Raw genomic sequence first — 16,444 nt, forward strand, 5'->3', positions numbered from 1 at the left:
GTGACCCGACGGTAACCATGCCCGCTTACCGTAAGTAACCCGTCGGTAAGTTACGTGCGGGTAAAGATTGTTGAAGTGCTAAGAAGCGCTGTCGGCGCCGGCCGCCTCGGGCGCGGGGGTCCGTGCCGCCCGCGTCACGTCGGCCACGACTTCGACGACGTCGGGGCCGTACGCATGCGAGTTGAGCACCTTCAGCAGCAGCACGAAGGAGCCGGTGCCGTACCTGCGGTGCAGGCGTTCGTGATGACGGGCGAGGTAGCGGGTCGCGGCCTGGTTGGTGATGGCCCGCTGACCGCAGAAGAGGAACACCGGCCGGCCGGCCCCGTGCCCGTCCGCGCTGACCCGGGCCAGCAGGACGTACTCGCTCCGGCCGCCGTCCACGCGGTAGTGCTCCCCGCCGATCCGGAAGGCGCCCGCCTCCGGGCCGGAGTCGGCCTCGACGTTCATCCACACACCCGGCAGCAGCGAGGAGAGGTGGGCCGCCGTCCGGCGGTTCGAATAGGGCCCGCCGACGCAGAACTCCGTCCGCTCGCCGAAGCCCTGCCCGGTGGCGTCGTGCGCCACGACCTGGGCGTGCGCGTGGCAGTCCTTGACCAGGGCGGCGAGTTCCAGCAGGGCGAACACGTCGTACCGCATCACCGACAGGTCCGGCCCGCCCGCGTTGCGGTTCACCACGAGCAGCGCCTCGGAGTGGTCCGGCAGCCCGAAGAACGCCTGCTTGCGCCGCAGCCTGCGGCGCCACAGCGAGGTCCGGGCGATCCAGCCCAGCGAGGCCGAGATGCCGGTCGCCACCAGACCGAGGACGATGTTGCGCAGGTCGTCGTTCATGGCCGGGCATGGTAGCGGCCCCAGGTGTCCGGGAGCGCACCGGTGTTCGACGTGTGACGTTCGTGTGGCGGCCCGCCAAGGCCCACTGTCGGCGTCCCGGCAATCTCGTTACGCTGCGCTGACCGGTTCCGACGGGAGGTACGGATGCGTCGCCCTGGCAGACGGAAACTGGCGGTTCTGGCGGTCTCGGCCGCCATGGTGTCGGTGGGGGCGGCCGCGCCGCCGGGTGCGGCGAGTGGCGGCACACCCGCCAAGGTCCCGGTCGCCGTCGGCTACGGCGGCGCCGTCGCGAGTGTGGACGCGGACGCCACCGCGGCCGGCATCGAGGTCCTGCGGCACGGCGGCAACGCGGTCGACGCGGCCGTCGCGACCGCCGCCGCGCTCGGCGTCACCGAGCCCTACTCGGCCGGCGTGGGCGGAGGAGGTTACTTCGTCTACTACGACGCCCGGACCCGCACGGTGCACACCATCGACGGCCGTGAGACGGCACCGTTCAGCGCCGACTCCGACCTGTTCGTGGAGAACGGCAAGCCGCTGTCCTTCGCCGACGCCGTCAGCAGCGGCCTGAGCGTCGGCACCCCGGGCACGCCCGCCACCTGGCAGACGGCGCTGGACGAGTGGGGCACCAGGCGGCTCGGCACCGTCCTGAAGCCGGCCGAGCGGATCGCCCGCGACGGCTTCACCGTGGACGACACCTTCCGCGCGCAGACCGCGTCCAACGAGACCCGGTTCCGCTATTTCCCCGACACCGCGAAGCTGTTCCTGCCGGGCGGCCGGCTCCCCGTCGTGGGCTCCACCTTCAAGAACCCCGAACTCGCCCGTACTTATGAGGAGTTGGGTAGCGAGGGGACGGGCGCGATCTATCGCGGGGACATCGGCGACGACATCGTCAGGACGGTCCAGCACCCGCCCGTGGACCCCGAGTCCGGCTGGAACGCCCGCCCCGGCAAGCTGGAGGAGAAGGACCTCGCCGCCTACCGGACCAGGCTCCAGGCGCCCACCAGGACGTCGTACCGCGGCCTGAACGTGTACTCCATAGCGCCCTCCTCCTCCGGCGGCACCACGGTCGGCGAGGCGCTCAACATCCTGGAGAACACGGACCTTTCCAAGGCGAGCGAGGTGCAGTACCTGCACCACTTCATCGAGGCCAGCCGCATCGCCTTCGCCGACCGGGGCCGCTGGGTCGGCGATCCCGCCTTCGAGGACGTGCCGACCAGGCAGCTCCTGTCGCAGCGGTTCGCCGACTCGCGGGCCTGCCTGATCAAGGACGACGCCGTCCTCACCAGCCCGCTCGCCCCCGGCGACCCGCGCCACCCCGCGCGCTGCGGCACGGGCGGTACGGCGGCCCCGACGACGTACGAGGGCCAGAACACCACGCATCTGACCGTGGCCGACAAGTGGGGCAACGTCGTCTCCTACACGCTCACCATCGAGCAGACCGGCGGCAGCGGCATCACCGTGCCCGGCCGGGGCTTCCTGCTCAACAACGAGCTGACCGACTTCTCCTTCGCCCCGGCCAACCCGGCGGTCCACGACCCGAACCTGCCGGGCCCGGGCAAGCGGCCGCGCTCGTCGATCTCGCCGACGATCGTGCTGGACCGGCACAACGTGCCGGTGGTGGCGCTCGGTTCACCCGGCGGCGCGACCATCATCACCACCGTGCTGCAGACCCTGACCGAGTTCCTCGACCGGCACCTGCCGCTGGTCGACGCCATCGCCGCCCCTCGTGCCAGCCAGCGCAACGCGGCGCGGACCGAACTCGAACCGGCCCTGTACGACAGCGACCTGAGGAAGCGACTGGAGGCCATCGGGCACTCCTTCTCCCTCAACCCCGAGATCGGCGCGGCCACCGGCGTCCAGCGTCTGCCGGGCGGCAAGTGGCTGGCCGCCGCCGAGAAGGTACGGCGCGGCGGGGGCTCGGCGATGGTGGTCGACCCGGCGCCGTGACCCGCCACGGCTCCGCTACGGCTGCGGTGACGGGGGCTGGGAGCGGGCCGCGCGGAAGTCCAGGCGGCCGTCGGTGACGTCCACCGTCACCTGGCCGCCCTCGGTGATCGTGCCGTTCAGCAGGAGGCGGGACAGCTGGTTGTCCACCTCCCGCTGGATGGTGCGGCGCAGCGGACGGGCGCCGTACTCGGGCTGGTAGCCGCGCTCGGCGAGCCAGTCGACGGCGGCGTCCGTGAAGTGGACGGTGACGCCCTGGCCGTCCAGCAGCCGCCGGGTGCTCTCCAGCAGCAGCTCGGTGATCTGCCGCAGTTGGGCGCCGGTGAGCTGCCGGAACACCACGATCTCGTCGATGCGGTTGAGGAACTCCGGCCGGAAGTGCTCGCGCAGCGGCCGCAGGATCTGCTCGCGCCGGGCCTCCTCGTCCGCCTCCGCGCCGCCCGGCCCGAACCCGATCCCCGCCCCGCGCCGGGTGATCGCCTCCGAGCCGAGGTTGCTGGTCATCACGATGACCGTGTTGGTGAAGTCCACCGTCCGGCCCTGGGAGTCGGTCAGCCGGCCGTCGTCCAGGACCTGCAGCAGGATGTTGAAGACGTCCGGGTGGGCCTTCTCCACCTCGTCGAGGAGGAGCAGCGAGTACGGGTGCCGGCGCACGACCTCGGTGAGCTGCCCGGCCTCCTCGTGGCCGACGTACCCGGGCGGGGCGCCGACCAGCCGCGAGACGGTGTGCCGCTCCTGGTACTCGCTCATGTCCAGGCGCACCATCCGGTCCTCGCTGCCGAACAGCGCCTCGGCGAGCGCCCGGGCCAGCTCGGTCTTGCCGACACCGGTCGGGCCGAGGAACAGGAAGCTGCCGATCGGCCGGTTCGGGCTCGCGAGGCCCGCGCGGGAGCGCAGCACGGCCTCCGACACCACGGCGACGGCCTCGTCCTGGCCGACGACCCGCTGGTGCAGATGCTGCTCCAGGTCGAGCAGCCGTTCCTTCTCCTCCTGGGTGAGCCGGCTGACCGGGACGCCGGTCTGCCGGGACACCACCTCGGCGACGGCCTCCGCCGTCACCTCCAGGTCCAGCCCCTCGTCGGCCTTCGAGCCGCCGCTCGCCTCCTCGATCCGCTGCCGCAGCTCGCCGATCCGGTCCCGCAGCTGTTTGGCCGCGTCGTAGTCCTCGTCCGCGACCGCCTGGTCCTTGTCCCGGACCAGCTGCTCGACCTCGCGCTCCATCGCGCGCACGTCCGTGCCCTTGGTCCGGGCGCCGAGCCGGACCCGGGCGCCCGCCTGGTCGATCAGGTCGATCGCCTTGTCCGGCAGCCGCCGGTCGGTGAGATACCGGTCCGAGAGCTGGACGGCGGCGACCAGCGCCTCGTCGGTGTAGCGGACCTGGTGGTGGGCCTCGTACCGGTCGCGCAGCCCGCGCAGGATCTCGATGGTGTCCGTGACCGTCGGCTCGGGCACCAGGATCGGCTGGAAGCGGCGGGCCAGCGCCGCGTCCTTCTCGATCCGGCGGAACTCCTCCAGCGTGGTCGCGCCGACGATGTGCAGTTCGCCGCGGGCGAGCGCCGGCTTGAGGATGTTGCCGGCGTCCATCGCGCCGCCCTCGCCGCCGGAGCCGGCGCCGACGACGGTGTGCAGCTCGTCGATGAACACGACCAGCCGGTCGGAGTGCGCGCGGATCTCCTCGACGATGTTGTTCATGCGCTCCTCGAAGTCGCCCCGGTAGCGGGTGCCGGCCACCACGCCGGTCAGGTCCAGGGCGACCACCCGGCGCCCCGCCAGCCCCTCCGGCACGTCCCCGTCGGCGATGCGCTGCGCGAGCCCCTCCACGACGGCCGTCTTGCCGACGCCGGCGTCGCCGATCAGCACGGGGTTGTTCTTGCCGCGCCGGGAGAGCACCTCGATGGTCTGCTCGATCTCGGTGTCCCGGCCGATCACCGGGTCGATCCGGCCCTGCCGGGCCAGGTCGGTCAGGTCGCGGCCGTACTTGTCCAGCGTGGGCGTACCGGTGGGGGGTCGCTGCCGCTCCGGGCGGACCTGGGTGGCCTCCGGGGCCTCCGGCGGCAGCCCGCCCGCCGCGAACCGGGCGGCGTTCAGGATGTGTCCGGCCGCCGAGTCGGGGTTCGCGGCCAGCGCGCTCAGCACGTGTTCCGGGCCGATGTACCCGGCGCCGCTCGCCCGCGCGAGGTCGTGCGCGTCCAGCAGGGCGCGCTTGACGGCCGGGGTGAGCGACAGCGAGGTCGGCGCGGGTGCCTCGCCGGGCGGGTGCTGGGCGGGGCCCGACCGGTCGTCGATCTCCGAGGCGAGGGAGTCCGGGTCCGCGCCTGCCCGGCTGAGCAGACTCCGGGTGGGCTCCGCCGCCACGGCCGCGCGCAGCAGATGCTGGGTGTCGAGGTTTCGGCTGCCGTGCTCGGCGGCGTACTGGGCGGCCCCCCGGACCAGCTCCCGGGCCGGCTGGCTGAGCAGCCGGCCGATGTCGATGTGGCGGGGGCTCGGAGCTGCGCCGGATCCGCCGAAGAAGCGGGCCAGGAAATCGCCGAAGGGGTCGGGAGGGTAGCCGTTGGTCATGGCGTTCCGTTCCTTCGCTGACGACTGGCTGCGCCGGGTAACCGGGTGGAGCCCGTTCATGCCCACGATGACATGATCCGAGGGGCGTGGCATGTTCGCCCACGAGGCCCTGCCGGGTCCTGCGGGGTCGTGCCGGGCTGCGGAGTGTGCGGGGTGATCGCGGCTGCGTCCGGGCCTGACCGCGGCTGCGGCGGGCCGGTGATCGGGCTGTCGGGCCGCTGGGGTCTGCGGGGCCGCTGGAGCTGGGCGGGCTTGCGAGCCGGCGGGACCTGTCGGCTTCTGGGCCGCTGGGAATGCGAGGTGCGCGGGCTCCTGCCGGGTCGACCGGGGTGCGGGGCCCGTTGTGTGTGCGAGATGCGGAGGTGACCGGGGTGCCGGACCTGCGGAGGCTGCGGGGCGTGCGGGCTGATGGCAGGCCTGTCGGGCGGGCCTCCGGGGCGCCTGGGGATGCGGGGTGTGTGCGGGGCTGCGCGGTATGCGGGGCTTGCCGGGCCTCTGAGGCTGCGGGTGTGCGGGTCTGCGGAGGATCGGGCTGTCGCGCCTGGTGAGTGGGGTTGCCGAAGTGGCCTGGCGTGCGGGGTTGCGGGGTGTGCGGGGTCTTACGGGGCACGACCGGGGAGCAGGCCTGTCGGGCGGGGTGGCTGGGGACGCGGGGCCTGCGAGCCTGCCGGGGCGTGCGGGGATCGCGGGCGTCACCGTGCGGTCGGGCCTGCCGGCCTCTGGGGTGTGCCGGGATTGTCGGGCCGCGCAGGACTGCCGGGGGATCGCCGGCCGGTCGGTGGCTTTAGCCGTCCCGGGTCGCCCGCGCGGTTCCCGCGCCCCTTCGGGGCCTCACCGTGCCGTCAGGATCCTGGGACCGCCTTCCGTGATCGCCACCGTGTGTTCGACGTGGGCGGCCCGGGAGCCGTCGGTCGTCCGCAGGGTCCAGCCGTCCCCGGCGGTGCTGTAGCTGTCCTTCCCGCTCGCGATCAGCATCGGCTCGATCGCGAGGACCATGCCCGCGCGCAGCGGCAGGCCCCTGCCGGGCCGGCCCTCGTTCGGGACCTCGGGTGCCTCGTGCATCCGGCGGCCCACGCCGTGGCCGCCGTAGTCCTCCATGATCCCGTATCCGGCGCCCCGGCAGACCCGGCCGACGGCGTGCGCGATGTCGCCGATGCGGTTGCCGACGACGGCCGCCGCGATGCCGGCGGCGAGGGCGCGCTCGGCGGTCTCGATCAGACGCAGGTCCGCCGGGCGCGGGCGGCCCACCGTGAAGCTGAGCGCCGAGTCGCCGGCCCAGCCGTCGAGTACGGCGCCGCAGTCGACGGAGACCAGGTCGCCGTCGCGCAGCCGGTAGCGGGTCGGGATGCCGTGCACGATCGCGTCGTTCACGGAGGTGCAGATCACCGCGGGGTAGGGCGTCGGGGCGAAGGAAGGGCGGTAGCCGAGGAACGGGGAGGACGCCCCGGCCTCGCGCAGCACCTCCCGCGCCACCTCGTCCAGCTCCAGCAGCGAGACGCCGACGGCCGCGGCCCGCCGTACTGCCGTCAGGGCCCGCGCGACGACCTGGCCCGCGGCGTACATCGCGTCGATCGACGCGTCGGTCTTCAGTTCCATCATGCCAATTACTATACCGGTATTCAAATGGGGTTCCGTCGGCTGGCCCTGGATGGCCGGTATTAGAATGGGGCGCATGGTGCGCACCCCCCTCACTCCCGAAGAGCGCGAACGCGGCGAGCGGCTCGGCCAGTTGCTGCGCGAGGCGCGCGGCGGCCGGAGTATGGCCGAGGTCGCCGCCGCGGCGGGCGTCTCGGCCGAGACGCTCCGCAAGATCGAGACGGGCCGGGCGCCGACGCCGGCGTTCTTCACCGTGGCCGCGCTGGCCGCCTCCCTCGGGCTGTCCATGGACGACCTGGTCACGCGGTGCGCGCTCGTCGCCGTGTGAACCGGCACCGGAGGTGAGGGGTCCGCTCGCTGCCGGAAAACCGTGCGTAGCGCAGCCGTAACACCACTGGTGTTGCCTGGCGGCCGAAGTGCTGGCGTCTCGGGCGGGAGCTGGGCGATGGCGGTGGAACAACTCCCCGGTGAGGTGCGGGAGTTCGCGGACTGTCTGGACGCACTGCTGGCGCGCCTGGATCAACGGCAGGGCTGGAGCGGCGTCTTCTGGCAGCGCGATCCCGACAGTATGCGGGCCTGTCTGGCGGGCCGCGAGGTGCCGCCGTGGGACGTGGTGGGGGCGCTGCTGGACGACTTCGCGGCGGCGTACGGCGCGGCCGCGGCGGAGGCCGAGCGCGCACGGCTGCGGGCGCTGTACCGGGCGGCTCTCGCGGCGTACGACGCCCGCCCCGGAGCGCGCGAGGCCCTGGCCGACCGCCTCGACGTCATGCTCCGCGAACAGCGATACGCCGCCGAACGCCAGGCCGGACTGGCCCGCCGCCTCGCCACGGGCGCCTCCGGCGAAGCGACCGCCGCCCTCCGCCTGGACCTCGCCTGGGCCCACGACGACCACACCCGCGCGTCCGCCCGGTGCGAGGAACTCCGCGAACGCCTGGCCGCGACGGACCGGCGCCCGGTCGGCACCGGCGGGACGGGAAGCACGCGGTGGCGGCCGGCTCCAGGGCTGGAGCCGGCGAGGAGTGGGACTGCTGCGGCGGCGGTGCCGGCGGGGGATGCCGGCACGGTGGCGGTGCCGGCGGGCGCGACGGCCGCCACCGCCACCGTGCCGCCCGGTCCCCCGAGTGGCACGCCCGGCGCCCTCTCCGTCCCGAGCGGCGACCCGGAGGCGCCCGCCGTGCCGGCCGTCGCGCCCACCCCTCCCCGCAAGCGCCGCCGCGGCAGTGCCCGCTTCGCCGGGATGGCCGAGGAGACCACCGGGCCCGACGTGCCCCAGGCGGCCCCGCCTGCGGCGGTGCCCGGGGCGCGGCCGCTCGCGTCCCCGGCGCCCCGCGGGGCACGGTTCGCCGGGGGAGCGCGGCCGGCTGCCGAGGAGGAGCCCGCGCAGGCCGGCGAGGTGGCTGCCGAGGCGGCGCAGGCCGTCGGCGAAGCCGTGCGGCGGCTCGGCCGGCTGCGGGCCGCGGGGCGCAGCGGTGAGGCGCATGTGCTGCTCGCCGAGATCGCCCAGTGGGCCCCGGCCCGCTTCCCCCTGCTCGCCGACGCCCTGCACCGGGCCGGGCTCGGGGCCGACTGGCCGACGCTGCTGTGGGAGGCTGCCTCGCTGCCCGCCGAGCGGCTGGCCGGCGTCGCCCACGCGCTCGGCGCCGCGGGGCGGGAGGGGGACGCGCGGCAACTGCTGCGGCAGGGTGTGGCGCGTCCCGCCGAGCAGATCGGCGCGGCCGTGCTGCGGCTGGCGGACGCGGGGCGGGAGCGGGAGGGGCGGGCGCTGCTCGACGCCTGTGTGCGCGGGCGGACGGTCCAAGAGGCGGTCCGCAGCGCCGAGCCCGATCCGCCCCGGCTCGTGCCGCCGTTGCTGGAGGCCGCCCGCGCCGTCTCCGAGGAGCGGTACCGCGACCTCGCGCACGCGCTGCGCGCCGCCGGGCACATGACGTGAGCGCCACCCGGCGATATCGTCACGTTCTGCACCGTTTCGGCCCGCCGGCCAGCCCATCGGCTCACCCACCGGAGTGTGAATCGTGATCGACTCAGCGGGTTGACGACGATGGTCTTGGCAAGGACCTGCCGGAGGCTTACTTTCGTCCCTCTACGGCCTGCTCTACGGGCGTAGAGGCTCTGGCGTCCCGTCGAAGGAGCACCTCATGTCCAACGTCGTACGCGCCGCACTCGTCCAGGCCACCTGGACCGGCGACACCGAGTCGATGGTGGCGAAGCACGAGGAACACGCCCGGGAGGCGGCCCGGCAGGGTGCCAGGGTCGTCGGGTTCCAGGAAGTCTTCAACTCGCCGTACTTCTGCCAGGTCCAGGAGCCCGAGCACTACCGCTGGTCCGAGCCGGTGCCCGACGGCCCGACCGTCCGCCGGATGCGTGACCTCGCGCGCGAGACCGGAATGGTGATCGTCGTGCCGGTCTTCGAGGTCGAGCGGTCCGGCTTCTACTACAACACCGCCGCCGTCATCGACGCCGACGGCACCTACCTCGGCAAGTACCGCAAGCACCACATCCCGCAGGTCAAGGGCTTCTGGGAGAAGTACTACTTCAAGCCCGGCAACCTCGGCTGGCCCGTCTTCGACACCGCCGTCGGGCGTGTCGGCGTCTACATCTGCTACGACCGGCACTTCCCGGAGGGCTGGCGGCAACTCGGTCTCAACGGGGCCCAGTTGGTCTACAACCCCTCCGCCACCCACCGCGGCCTGTCCTCCTACCTGTGGCAGCTGGAACAGCCCGCCGCGGCCGTCGCCAACGAGTACTTCGTCGCCGCCATCAACCGGGTCGGCCAGGAGGAGTACGGCGACAACGACTTCTACGGGACCAGTTACTTCGTTGATCCGCGTGGGCAGTTCGTGGGCGAGGTCGCGAGCGACACGTCCGAGGAACTACTCGTGCGCGACCTCGACTTCGGCCTGATCGACGAAGTGCGGCAGCAGTGGGCCTTCTACCGCGACCGCCGCCCCGACGCCTACGAAGGACTGATCCAGCCGTGAACGACCTCTACTCCCGCCACCGCCAGGTCCTGCCCGACTGGCTGGCCCTCTACTACGACGAGCCGATCGAGATCACCCACGGCGAGGGACGCCACGTCTGGGACTCCGCCGGCAACAAGTACCTGGACTTCTTCGGCGGCATCCTCACCACGATGACCGCGCACGCGCTGCCGGAGGTCACCAAGGCCGTCAGCGAGCAGGCCGGGCGGATCATCCACTCGTCCACGCTCTACCTGAACCGGCCGATGGTCGACCTCGCCGAGCGCATCGCCCAGCTGAGCGGCATCCCCGACGCCCGGGTCTTCTTCACCACCTCCGGCACCGAGGCCAACGACACCGCCCTGCTGCTCGCCACCGCCCACCGGCGCAGCAACACCATCCTGGCGATGCGCAACAGCTACCACGGACGCTCCTTCAGCACCGTCGGCATCACGGGCAACCGCGGCTGGTCGCCGACCTCGCTGTCCCCGCTGCAGACCCACTACGTGCACGGCGGGGTGCGCAGCCGGGGCCCGTTCGCCGCACTGGACGACCGCGCCTTCATCGACGCGTGCGTGGCCGACCTGAAGGACATCCTCGGGCACACCCGGCCGCCGGCCGCGCTGATCGCCGAACCCGTCCAGGGCGTCGGCGGCTTCACCTCACCGCCCGACGGCCTCTACGCCGCCTTCCGCGACGTGCTGAAGGAGCACGGCATCCTGTGGATCGCCGACGAGGTGCAGACCGGCTGGGGCCGCACCGGCGAGCACTTCTGGGGCTGGCAGGCGCACGGCCGCAGCGGCCCGCCCGACATCGTCACCTTCGCCAAGGGCATCGGCAACGGCATGTCCATCGGCGGCGTGATCGCCCGCCCCGAGATCATGAACTGCCTGGACGCCAACAGCATCTCCACGTTCGGCGGCACGCAGGTCACCATGGCCGCCGGCCTCGCCAACCTCACCTACCTCCTCGAACACGACCTCCAGGGCAACGCCCGCCGGGTCGGCGGACTGCTCATCGAACGGCTGCGGGCCGTCGCCGCCCAGCTGCCCGGCGTACGCGAGGTGCGCGGCCGCGGACTGATGATCGGCGTCGAGCTGGTCAGACCGGGCACCGACGAGGCCGACCCGCAGGCGGCCTCCGCCGTCCTGGAAGCGGCCCGCGCGGGCGGCCTGCTCATCGGCAAGGGCGGCGGCCACAACACCAGCGCCCTGCGCATCGCCCCGCCGCTCTCCCTGACCGTCGCGGAGGCGGAGGAGGGCGCGGCGATCCTGGAGCGGGCCCTGAGGAGCTCCTACTAGCACCGGACGGCACCAAGGGGATACGCCATGACCACCGCCTCGCAGGCCCCCTGTACCTGGGAGCCCGTGCTCTCCGTCCGCCAGGTGCTGTGCCTGGAACGGGTGCTCGCCGGGGAGCCCGAGGTGGTGGCCGGTGCCGGGCAGCTGGACCGGCCGGTGCGCTGGGTGCACGTCGCCGAGGCCGCCGACGTCGGGGTGATGCTCAGCGGCGGCGAGATGGTCCTCACCACCGGGGTGCTGCTCGCCGGGGACGAGGCCAAGCAGACCGAGTACGTCCAGTCGCTGCACCGGGCCGAGGCCGCCGCCGTCGTCCTCGGCCTCGGCCGCGCCTTCCCGGCGCCCCCGGAGGCGATGCGGCGCGCGGCGGACCGCTGCGACCTGCCCATGGTCGTCATGCACCGGCCCTTCCCCTTCGCCGAGCTGACGGAGGAGGTCCAGTCGCGCCTGGTACGGCGGAAGTTCGCCGCCGTCAGCCTGTCGGAGTCGGTCCGCACCGCCCTCACCGCCCTCATCACGGCCGGTACCCCGCTGCAGCGGCTCCTCGACGAGGTCGCCGTGCACAGCGGCTGCCCGGTCGTCGTCACCAACCTCGCCCACCGTGTCCTCGCGACGGCGGGGGAGCGGTCGGCCGTGGACGACGTGCTGCGCGACTGGGAGCGCATCGCCCGGCAGGCCGGCGGCGCCCACGGCGACGGCTGGATCAGCGCCGAACTGGGCGGCCGCGGTGAGCGCTGGGGCCGGCTGCTGCTGTGCGGCCACCGGGGCGACACGGCCACCGGGCGGCTGCTGGCCGACCGGGCCGCCGAGGCGCTGGTCCTGCACCGCATGCTCGCCGGCGGCTCCGCGCCGAGCTGGGAGGAGCAGTCCGCGCAGAGCCTGCTGACCGACCTCGTCTCCGGCGTCGTACCGGCCCGCGCGCTGCTGCCGAGGGCTCGCGCGGCCGGCCTCCCGGTCAACCGGCGCACCTTCGTCCCGCTCGTCGTGCTCGGCTGCGCCGACCGGCAACTCGACCGCGTACTACGGCTGCTGGGCATGCCGGGGCTCGTCGCCGAACTCGCCGACGGCGCCGCCGCCGTGCTGCTCAGCCTCGCCCGGGACCAGGACGCCGAGGCGCTCACCGGCCACTTCGCGGCCCGGCTGCGCGCCGGGTCCGAGGCCGTGGTCGCCGCCGCCGACGCCCGTACCGCCTGGGAGGAGGTGCCCGCCGGGCTGCGCGAGGCCCGGCACGTCGCCGACGCCGTCGCCGGCTCCTCCCGCGCCCTCGACCTGCCGGACGTGGTCCGGCTCGGGGACGTCCATCTGCGCGGGCTGGTCCGGCTGCTGCGCGACGACCCGCACGTGCAGTCCTTCGCCGAGCGGGAGCTGGACGGACTGCTGTGCGCGGCCGAGCCGGAGCTGATGGACGTCCTGCGGACCTACCTCGCGACCGGCCGCAACAAGTCCCGCACCGCCCAGCTCCACCATGTCTCCCGGCCCGCGCTCTACCGCCGCCTGGAAGCGATACAGAGCCGCCTCGGCGTCGACCTGGACGACTTCGAACAGGCGGCCTCCGTCCACATCGCGCTGCTGGCGCACGATGCGCAACAACGATGAAACACCCGACGACCTGGGAAAATGGCGGTGAAACATGCGGCAGGCGAGACGTGACACGGTGGCACGCGCGACGCCCGCAGACGTGACACACTGCCCGTCGAACGGCCCGCTCCGGCTTTCTAGGCTCACCGCACACCGAGCTACCGGAGGTCCCGATGAGCCGAGTGATCCGTGCCGCCCTCTTCCAGACCGCGTGGACCGGCGACAAGGAATCCATGATCCAGGTGCACGAGCAGGCGGCCCGCGACGCCGCCGCCCAGGGTGCCCAGGTCCTCTGCTTCCAGGAGCTGTTCTACGGCCCCTACTTCTGCCAGGTGCAGGACAAGGCCTTCTACGAGTACGCCGAGCGGATCCCCGAGGGGCCGACCGTGCGGCGCTTCCAGAGCCTCGCCCGCGAGCTGGGCCTCGTCCTCGTCCTGCCGATGTACGAGGAGGAGCAGCCGGGCGTGCTGTACAACACCGCCGCCGTGATCGACGCGGACGGCTCCTACCTCGGCAAGTACCGCAAGACCCACATTCCCCAGGTGCGGGGATTCTGGGAGAAGTTCTACTTCCGCCCCGGCAACGGCGGCTGGCCCGTCTTCGACACGGCCGCGGGGAGGATCGGCGTCTACATCTGCTACGACCGCCACTTCCCGGAAGGCTGGCGGGCGCTCGGCCTCGCCGGCGCGGAGATCGTCTTCAACCCCTCGGCCACCTCGCGCGGCCTGTCCCGCTACCTCTGGCAGCTGGAGCAGCCGGCGGCGGCCGTCGCCAACGAGTACTTCGTCGGGGCGATCAACCGGGTCGGCGTGGAGGACCTAGGCGACAACGACTTCTACGGCACGACCTACTTCGTGGACCCCGAGGCCCAGTTCGTCGGCGAGGTGGCGAGCGACAAGGAGACCGAACTCGTCGTACGCGACCTCGACCTGGCCAAACTCCGCGAGGTCCGCGACCGCTGGCAGTTCTACCGCGACCGCGCGCCGGGGGCGTACGGGCCGCTCACGGCGCCGTAGCCGGCCTCCAAGAGGCGCGGGGCCGTGCCCGGTACGCGGCTGCCGCCGCGCGCTCAGCCACCGACGACCCGCAGCCGATCACGAAGGAGAGGGCCCCATGACCGGCCGAACAATCATCCGCGGTGGCCTCGTCATCACCGCCTCCGACGAACTGCACGCCGACGTCCTCGTCGAGGACGGCCGCATCGCCGCACTCGCGGCGTCCGGCACCCCCGCCGCCGGGGCGTTCACCGCCGACAGGGTCATCGACGCCACAGGGAGGTACGTCATCCCCGGCGGCGTCGACGCGCACACCCACATGGAGCTGCCGTTCGGCGGCACCTTCGCCTCCGACACCTTCGAGACCGGCACCCGGGCCGCCGCGTGGGGCGGTACGACCACGATCGTGGACTTCGCCGTCCAGAGCGTCGGCCACACCCTGCGCGAGGGCCTGGACGCCTGGCACGCCAAGGCCGAGGGCAACTGCGCGATCGACTACGGGTTCCACATGATCGTCGCCGATGTCAACGACGAGACGCTGAAGGAGATGGACCTGCTGGTGGAAGAGGGGGTCACCTCCTTCAAGCAGTTCATGGCGTACCCGGGCGTCTTCTACTCCGACGACGGCCAGATCCTGCGCGCCATGCAGCGCTCCGCCGAGAACGGCGGGCTGATCATGATGCACGCCGAGAACGGCATCGCCATCGACGTCCTGGTCCAGCAGGCCCTCGCCCGCGGCGAGACCGACCCGCGCTACCACGGCGAGGTCCGCAAGGCCCTGCTGGAGGCCGAGGCCACCCACCGCGCCATCCGGCTCGCCCAGGTCGCCGGCGCGCCCCTGTACGTCGTGCACGTCTCGGCCCAGGAGGCGGTCGCCGAACTGACGCGGGCGCGCGACGAGGGGCTCCCCGTCTTCGGCGAGACCTGCCCGCAGTACCTGTTCCTGTCCACCGACAACCTCGCCGAACCGGACTTCGAGGGCGCGAAGTACGTGTGCAGCACCCCGCTGCGTCCGAAGGAGCACCAGGCGGCCCTGTGGCGGGGCCTGCGCACCAACGACCTCCAGGTGGTCTCCACCGACCACTGCCCCTTCTGCTTCACCGGCCAGAAGGAGCTGGGCCGCGGCGACTTCTCCAAGATCCCCAACGGGCTCCCGGGCGTCGAGAACCGGATGGACCTGCTGCACCAGGCCGTCGTCGACGGACACATCTCGCGCCGCCGCTGGATCGAGATCGCCTGCGCCACCCCGGCCCGCATGTTCGGCCTGTACCCGAAGAAGGGCACCATCGCCCCGGGCGCCGACGCCGACGTCGTCATCTACGACCCGCACGCCGAACAGGTCCTCTCGGCCGGGACCCACCACATGAACGTCGACTACTCCGCCTACGAGGGCAAGCGGATCACCGGCCGGGTCGAGACCGTGCTCTCGCGCGGCGTGCCCGTCATCACCGAGCGGGAGTACACCGGACACGCCGGACACGGCGTCTACACCCCGCGCTCCACCTGTCAGTACCTCAACTAGGAAGGGAGCCAAGGACGCCGTGGAATTCGGACTCGTCCTCCAGACCGACCCGCCGGCCGCCCGCGTCATCAGCCTGATGAAGCGCGCCGAGCGCAACGGCTTCACGTACGGCTGGACCTTCGACTCCTCCGTGCTCTGGCAGGAGCCGTTCGTGATCTACAGTCAGATCCTCGCGAACACGCAGAAGTTGAAGGTCGGCCCCATGGTCACCAACCCGGGCACCCGCACCTGGGAGGTCACCGCCTCCACCTTCGCCACCCTCAACGACATGTTCGGCAACCGCACCGTGTGCGGCATCGGCCGCGGCGACTCCGCGATGCGCGTCGCGGGCCGCAAACCCAACACCCTCGCCCGGATCAGCGAGGCCATGAAGGTCATCCGCGCCCTCGGCCGGGGCGAGGAGGCCGACCTCGGCGGCACCAAGATCCGCTTCCCGTGGATCGGGGAGGGCGCCGAACTCCCCGTCTGGATGGCCGCGTACGGCCCGAAGGCGCTGAAGATGACCGGCGAGGAGGCCGACGGGTTCATCCTCCAGCTGTCCGACCTCTACCTCACCGAGTACATGGTCAAGGCGGTCAAGGACGCGGCCGTCGCCGCCGGCCGCGACCCGTCCGAGGTGACGATCTGCGTGGCCGCACCGGCCTACGTCACCGACGACGACTCGCCCGAGGCGCTCGCCCACGCCCGTGAGCAGTGCCGCTGGTTCGGCGGCATGGTCGGCAACCACGTCGCCGACCTCGTCTCCCGCTACGGCGAACACTCCGCGCAGGTCCCCGAGGAACTGACCGACTACATCAGGTCCCGGCAGGGCTACGACTACGCCCACCACGGCCGCAGCGGCAACCCCGACACCGCGTTCGTGCCCGACGAGATCGTGGACCGCTTCTGCGTCATCGGACCCGCCGAGAAGCACATCGAGAAGCTGAGGGCGCTGCGCGCGCTCGGCGTCGACCAGTTCGCCGTCTACGACATGCACGACGCCAGGGAAGCCGTCATCGACGCCTACGGCTCCCAGGTGATCCCCGCGGTCAACACCTGATCCGCACACCCCCGTTGGTCTCCCCCTTCCCGCCGTCCCGGGAAGGGGGCACAGGGCGCCCGCCCGCGCACCCCCCATCGCGCCGCCCGCACGGCACTCCCCGACCCGTCTCACTCCCCTGGGACCGC

At 72.8% G+C, this 16,444-nt stretch carries 12 protein-coding genes; 9 read left to right on the forward strand and 3 right to left on the reverse strand.

Annotated elements, in window-relative coordinates; genetic code table 11:
• Positions 1-78: 78 nt before the first annotated feature.
• Complete coding sequence (locus tag ACZ60X_RS06595) at positions 79-828, reverse strand: hypothetical protein (protein ID WP_469594072.1); 750 nt, start codon at positions 826-828, stop codon at positions 79-81.
• Positions 829-972: 144 nt separating this feature from the next.
• Between ACZ60X_RS06595 and ggt the strand changes: the two genes are divergently transcribed.
• The gene (ggt, locus tag ACZ60X_RS06600; RefSeq protein ID WP_469594075.1) at positions 973-2,775 is read left to right on the forward strand and encodes a gamma-glutamyltransferase; all 1,803 of its coding nucleotides are present in this window, start codon (positions 973-975) and stop codon (positions 2,773-2,775) included.
• A gap of 15 nt (positions 2,776-2,790) precedes the next feature.
• Here the strand turns inward: ggt and ACZ60X_RS06605 are convergent, their stop codons facing one another.
• Positions 2,791-5,331 carry an ATP-dependent Clp protease ATP-binding subunit gene (locus ACZ60X_RS06605; protein ID WP_469594077.1) on the reverse strand — a complete coding sequence of 847 codons (2,541 nt, stop codon included), beginning with the start codon at positions 5,329-5,331 and terminating at the stop codon, positions 2,791-2,793.
• A gap of 831 nt (positions 5,332-6,162) precedes the next feature.
• Positions 6,163-6,930: a type I methionyl aminopeptidase gene (gene map, locus ACZ60X_RS06610; RefSeq protein WP_469594079.1), complete on the reverse strand. Its 768-nt coding sequence runs from the start codon at positions 6,928-6,930 to the stop codon at positions 6,163-6,165.
• Positions 6,931-7,003: 73 nt separating this feature from the next.
• On the opposite strand from map, the gene ACZ60X_RS06615 reads away from it, so the two are divergent.
• The 8 genes from ACZ60X_RS06615 to ACZ60X_RS06650 all read left to right on the forward strand — a co-directional run bounded on the left by ACZ60X_RS06615 (position 7,004) and on the right by ACZ60X_RS06650 (position 16,316).
• A complete protein-coding gene (locus tag ACZ60X_RS06615) occupies positions 7,004-7,255 on the forward strand; it encodes a helix-turn-helix domain-containing protein (protein ID WP_469594081.1) in 252 nt (83 codons plus the stop codon).
• Positions 7,256-7,372: 117 nt separating this feature from the next.
• Positions 7,373-8,857 carry a hypothetical protein gene (locus ACZ60X_RS06620; RefSeq protein WP_469594085.1) on the forward strand — a complete coding sequence of 495 codons (1,485 nt, stop codon included), beginning with the start codon at positions 7,373-7,375 and terminating at the stop codon, positions 8,855-8,857.
• Positions 8,858-9,062: 205 nt separating this feature from the next.
• Positions 9,063-9,905: a nitrilase-related carbon-nitrogen hydrolase gene (locus tag ACZ60X_RS06625; RefSeq protein WP_469594087.1), complete on the forward strand. Its 843-nt coding sequence runs from the start codon at positions 9,063-9,065 to the stop codon at positions 9,903-9,905.
• Positions 9,902-11,185 carry an aspartate aminotransferase family protein gene (locus ACZ60X_RS06630; RefSeq protein ID WP_469594089.1) on the forward strand — a complete coding sequence of 428 codons (1,284 nt, stop codon included), beginning with the start codon at positions 9,902-9,904 and terminating at the stop codon, positions 11,183-11,185. The genes ACZ60X_RS06625 and ACZ60X_RS06630 overlap by 4 nt, the downstream gene beginning before the upstream one ends.
• Before the next feature lie 27 nt (positions 11,186-11,212).
• On the forward strand, positions 11,213-12,778 hold the full coding sequence (locus ACZ60X_RS06635; protein WP_469594092.1) for a PucR family transcriptional regulator: 1,566 nt from the start codon (positions 11,213-11,215) through the stop codon (positions 12,776-12,778).
• Positions 12,779-12,933: 155 nt separating this feature from the next.
• On the forward strand, positions 12,934-13,776 hold the full coding sequence (locus ACZ60X_RS06640) for a nitrilase-related carbon-nitrogen hydrolase (RefSeq protein ID WP_469594094.1): 843 nt from the start codon (positions 12,934-12,936) through the stop codon (positions 13,774-13,776).
• 97 nt (positions 13,777-13,873) lie between these two features.
• Complete coding sequence (hydA, locus tag ACZ60X_RS06645) at positions 13,874-15,277, forward strand: dihydropyrimidinase (RefSeq protein WP_469594097.1); 1,404 nt, start codon at positions 13,874-13,876, stop codon at positions 15,275-15,277.
• A gap of 19 nt (positions 15,278-15,296) precedes the next feature.
• The gene (locus ACZ60X_RS06650; protein WP_469594099.1) at positions 15,297-16,316 is read left to right on the forward strand and encodes a TIGR03842 family LLM class F420-dependent oxidoreductase; all 1,020 of its coding nucleotides are present in this window, start codon (positions 15,297-15,299) and stop codon (positions 16,314-16,316) included.
• The last annotated feature ends 128 nt before the right edge of the window (positions 16,317-16,444 follow it).

The organism is Streptomyces sp. NPDC104106 (assembly GCF_055584345.1).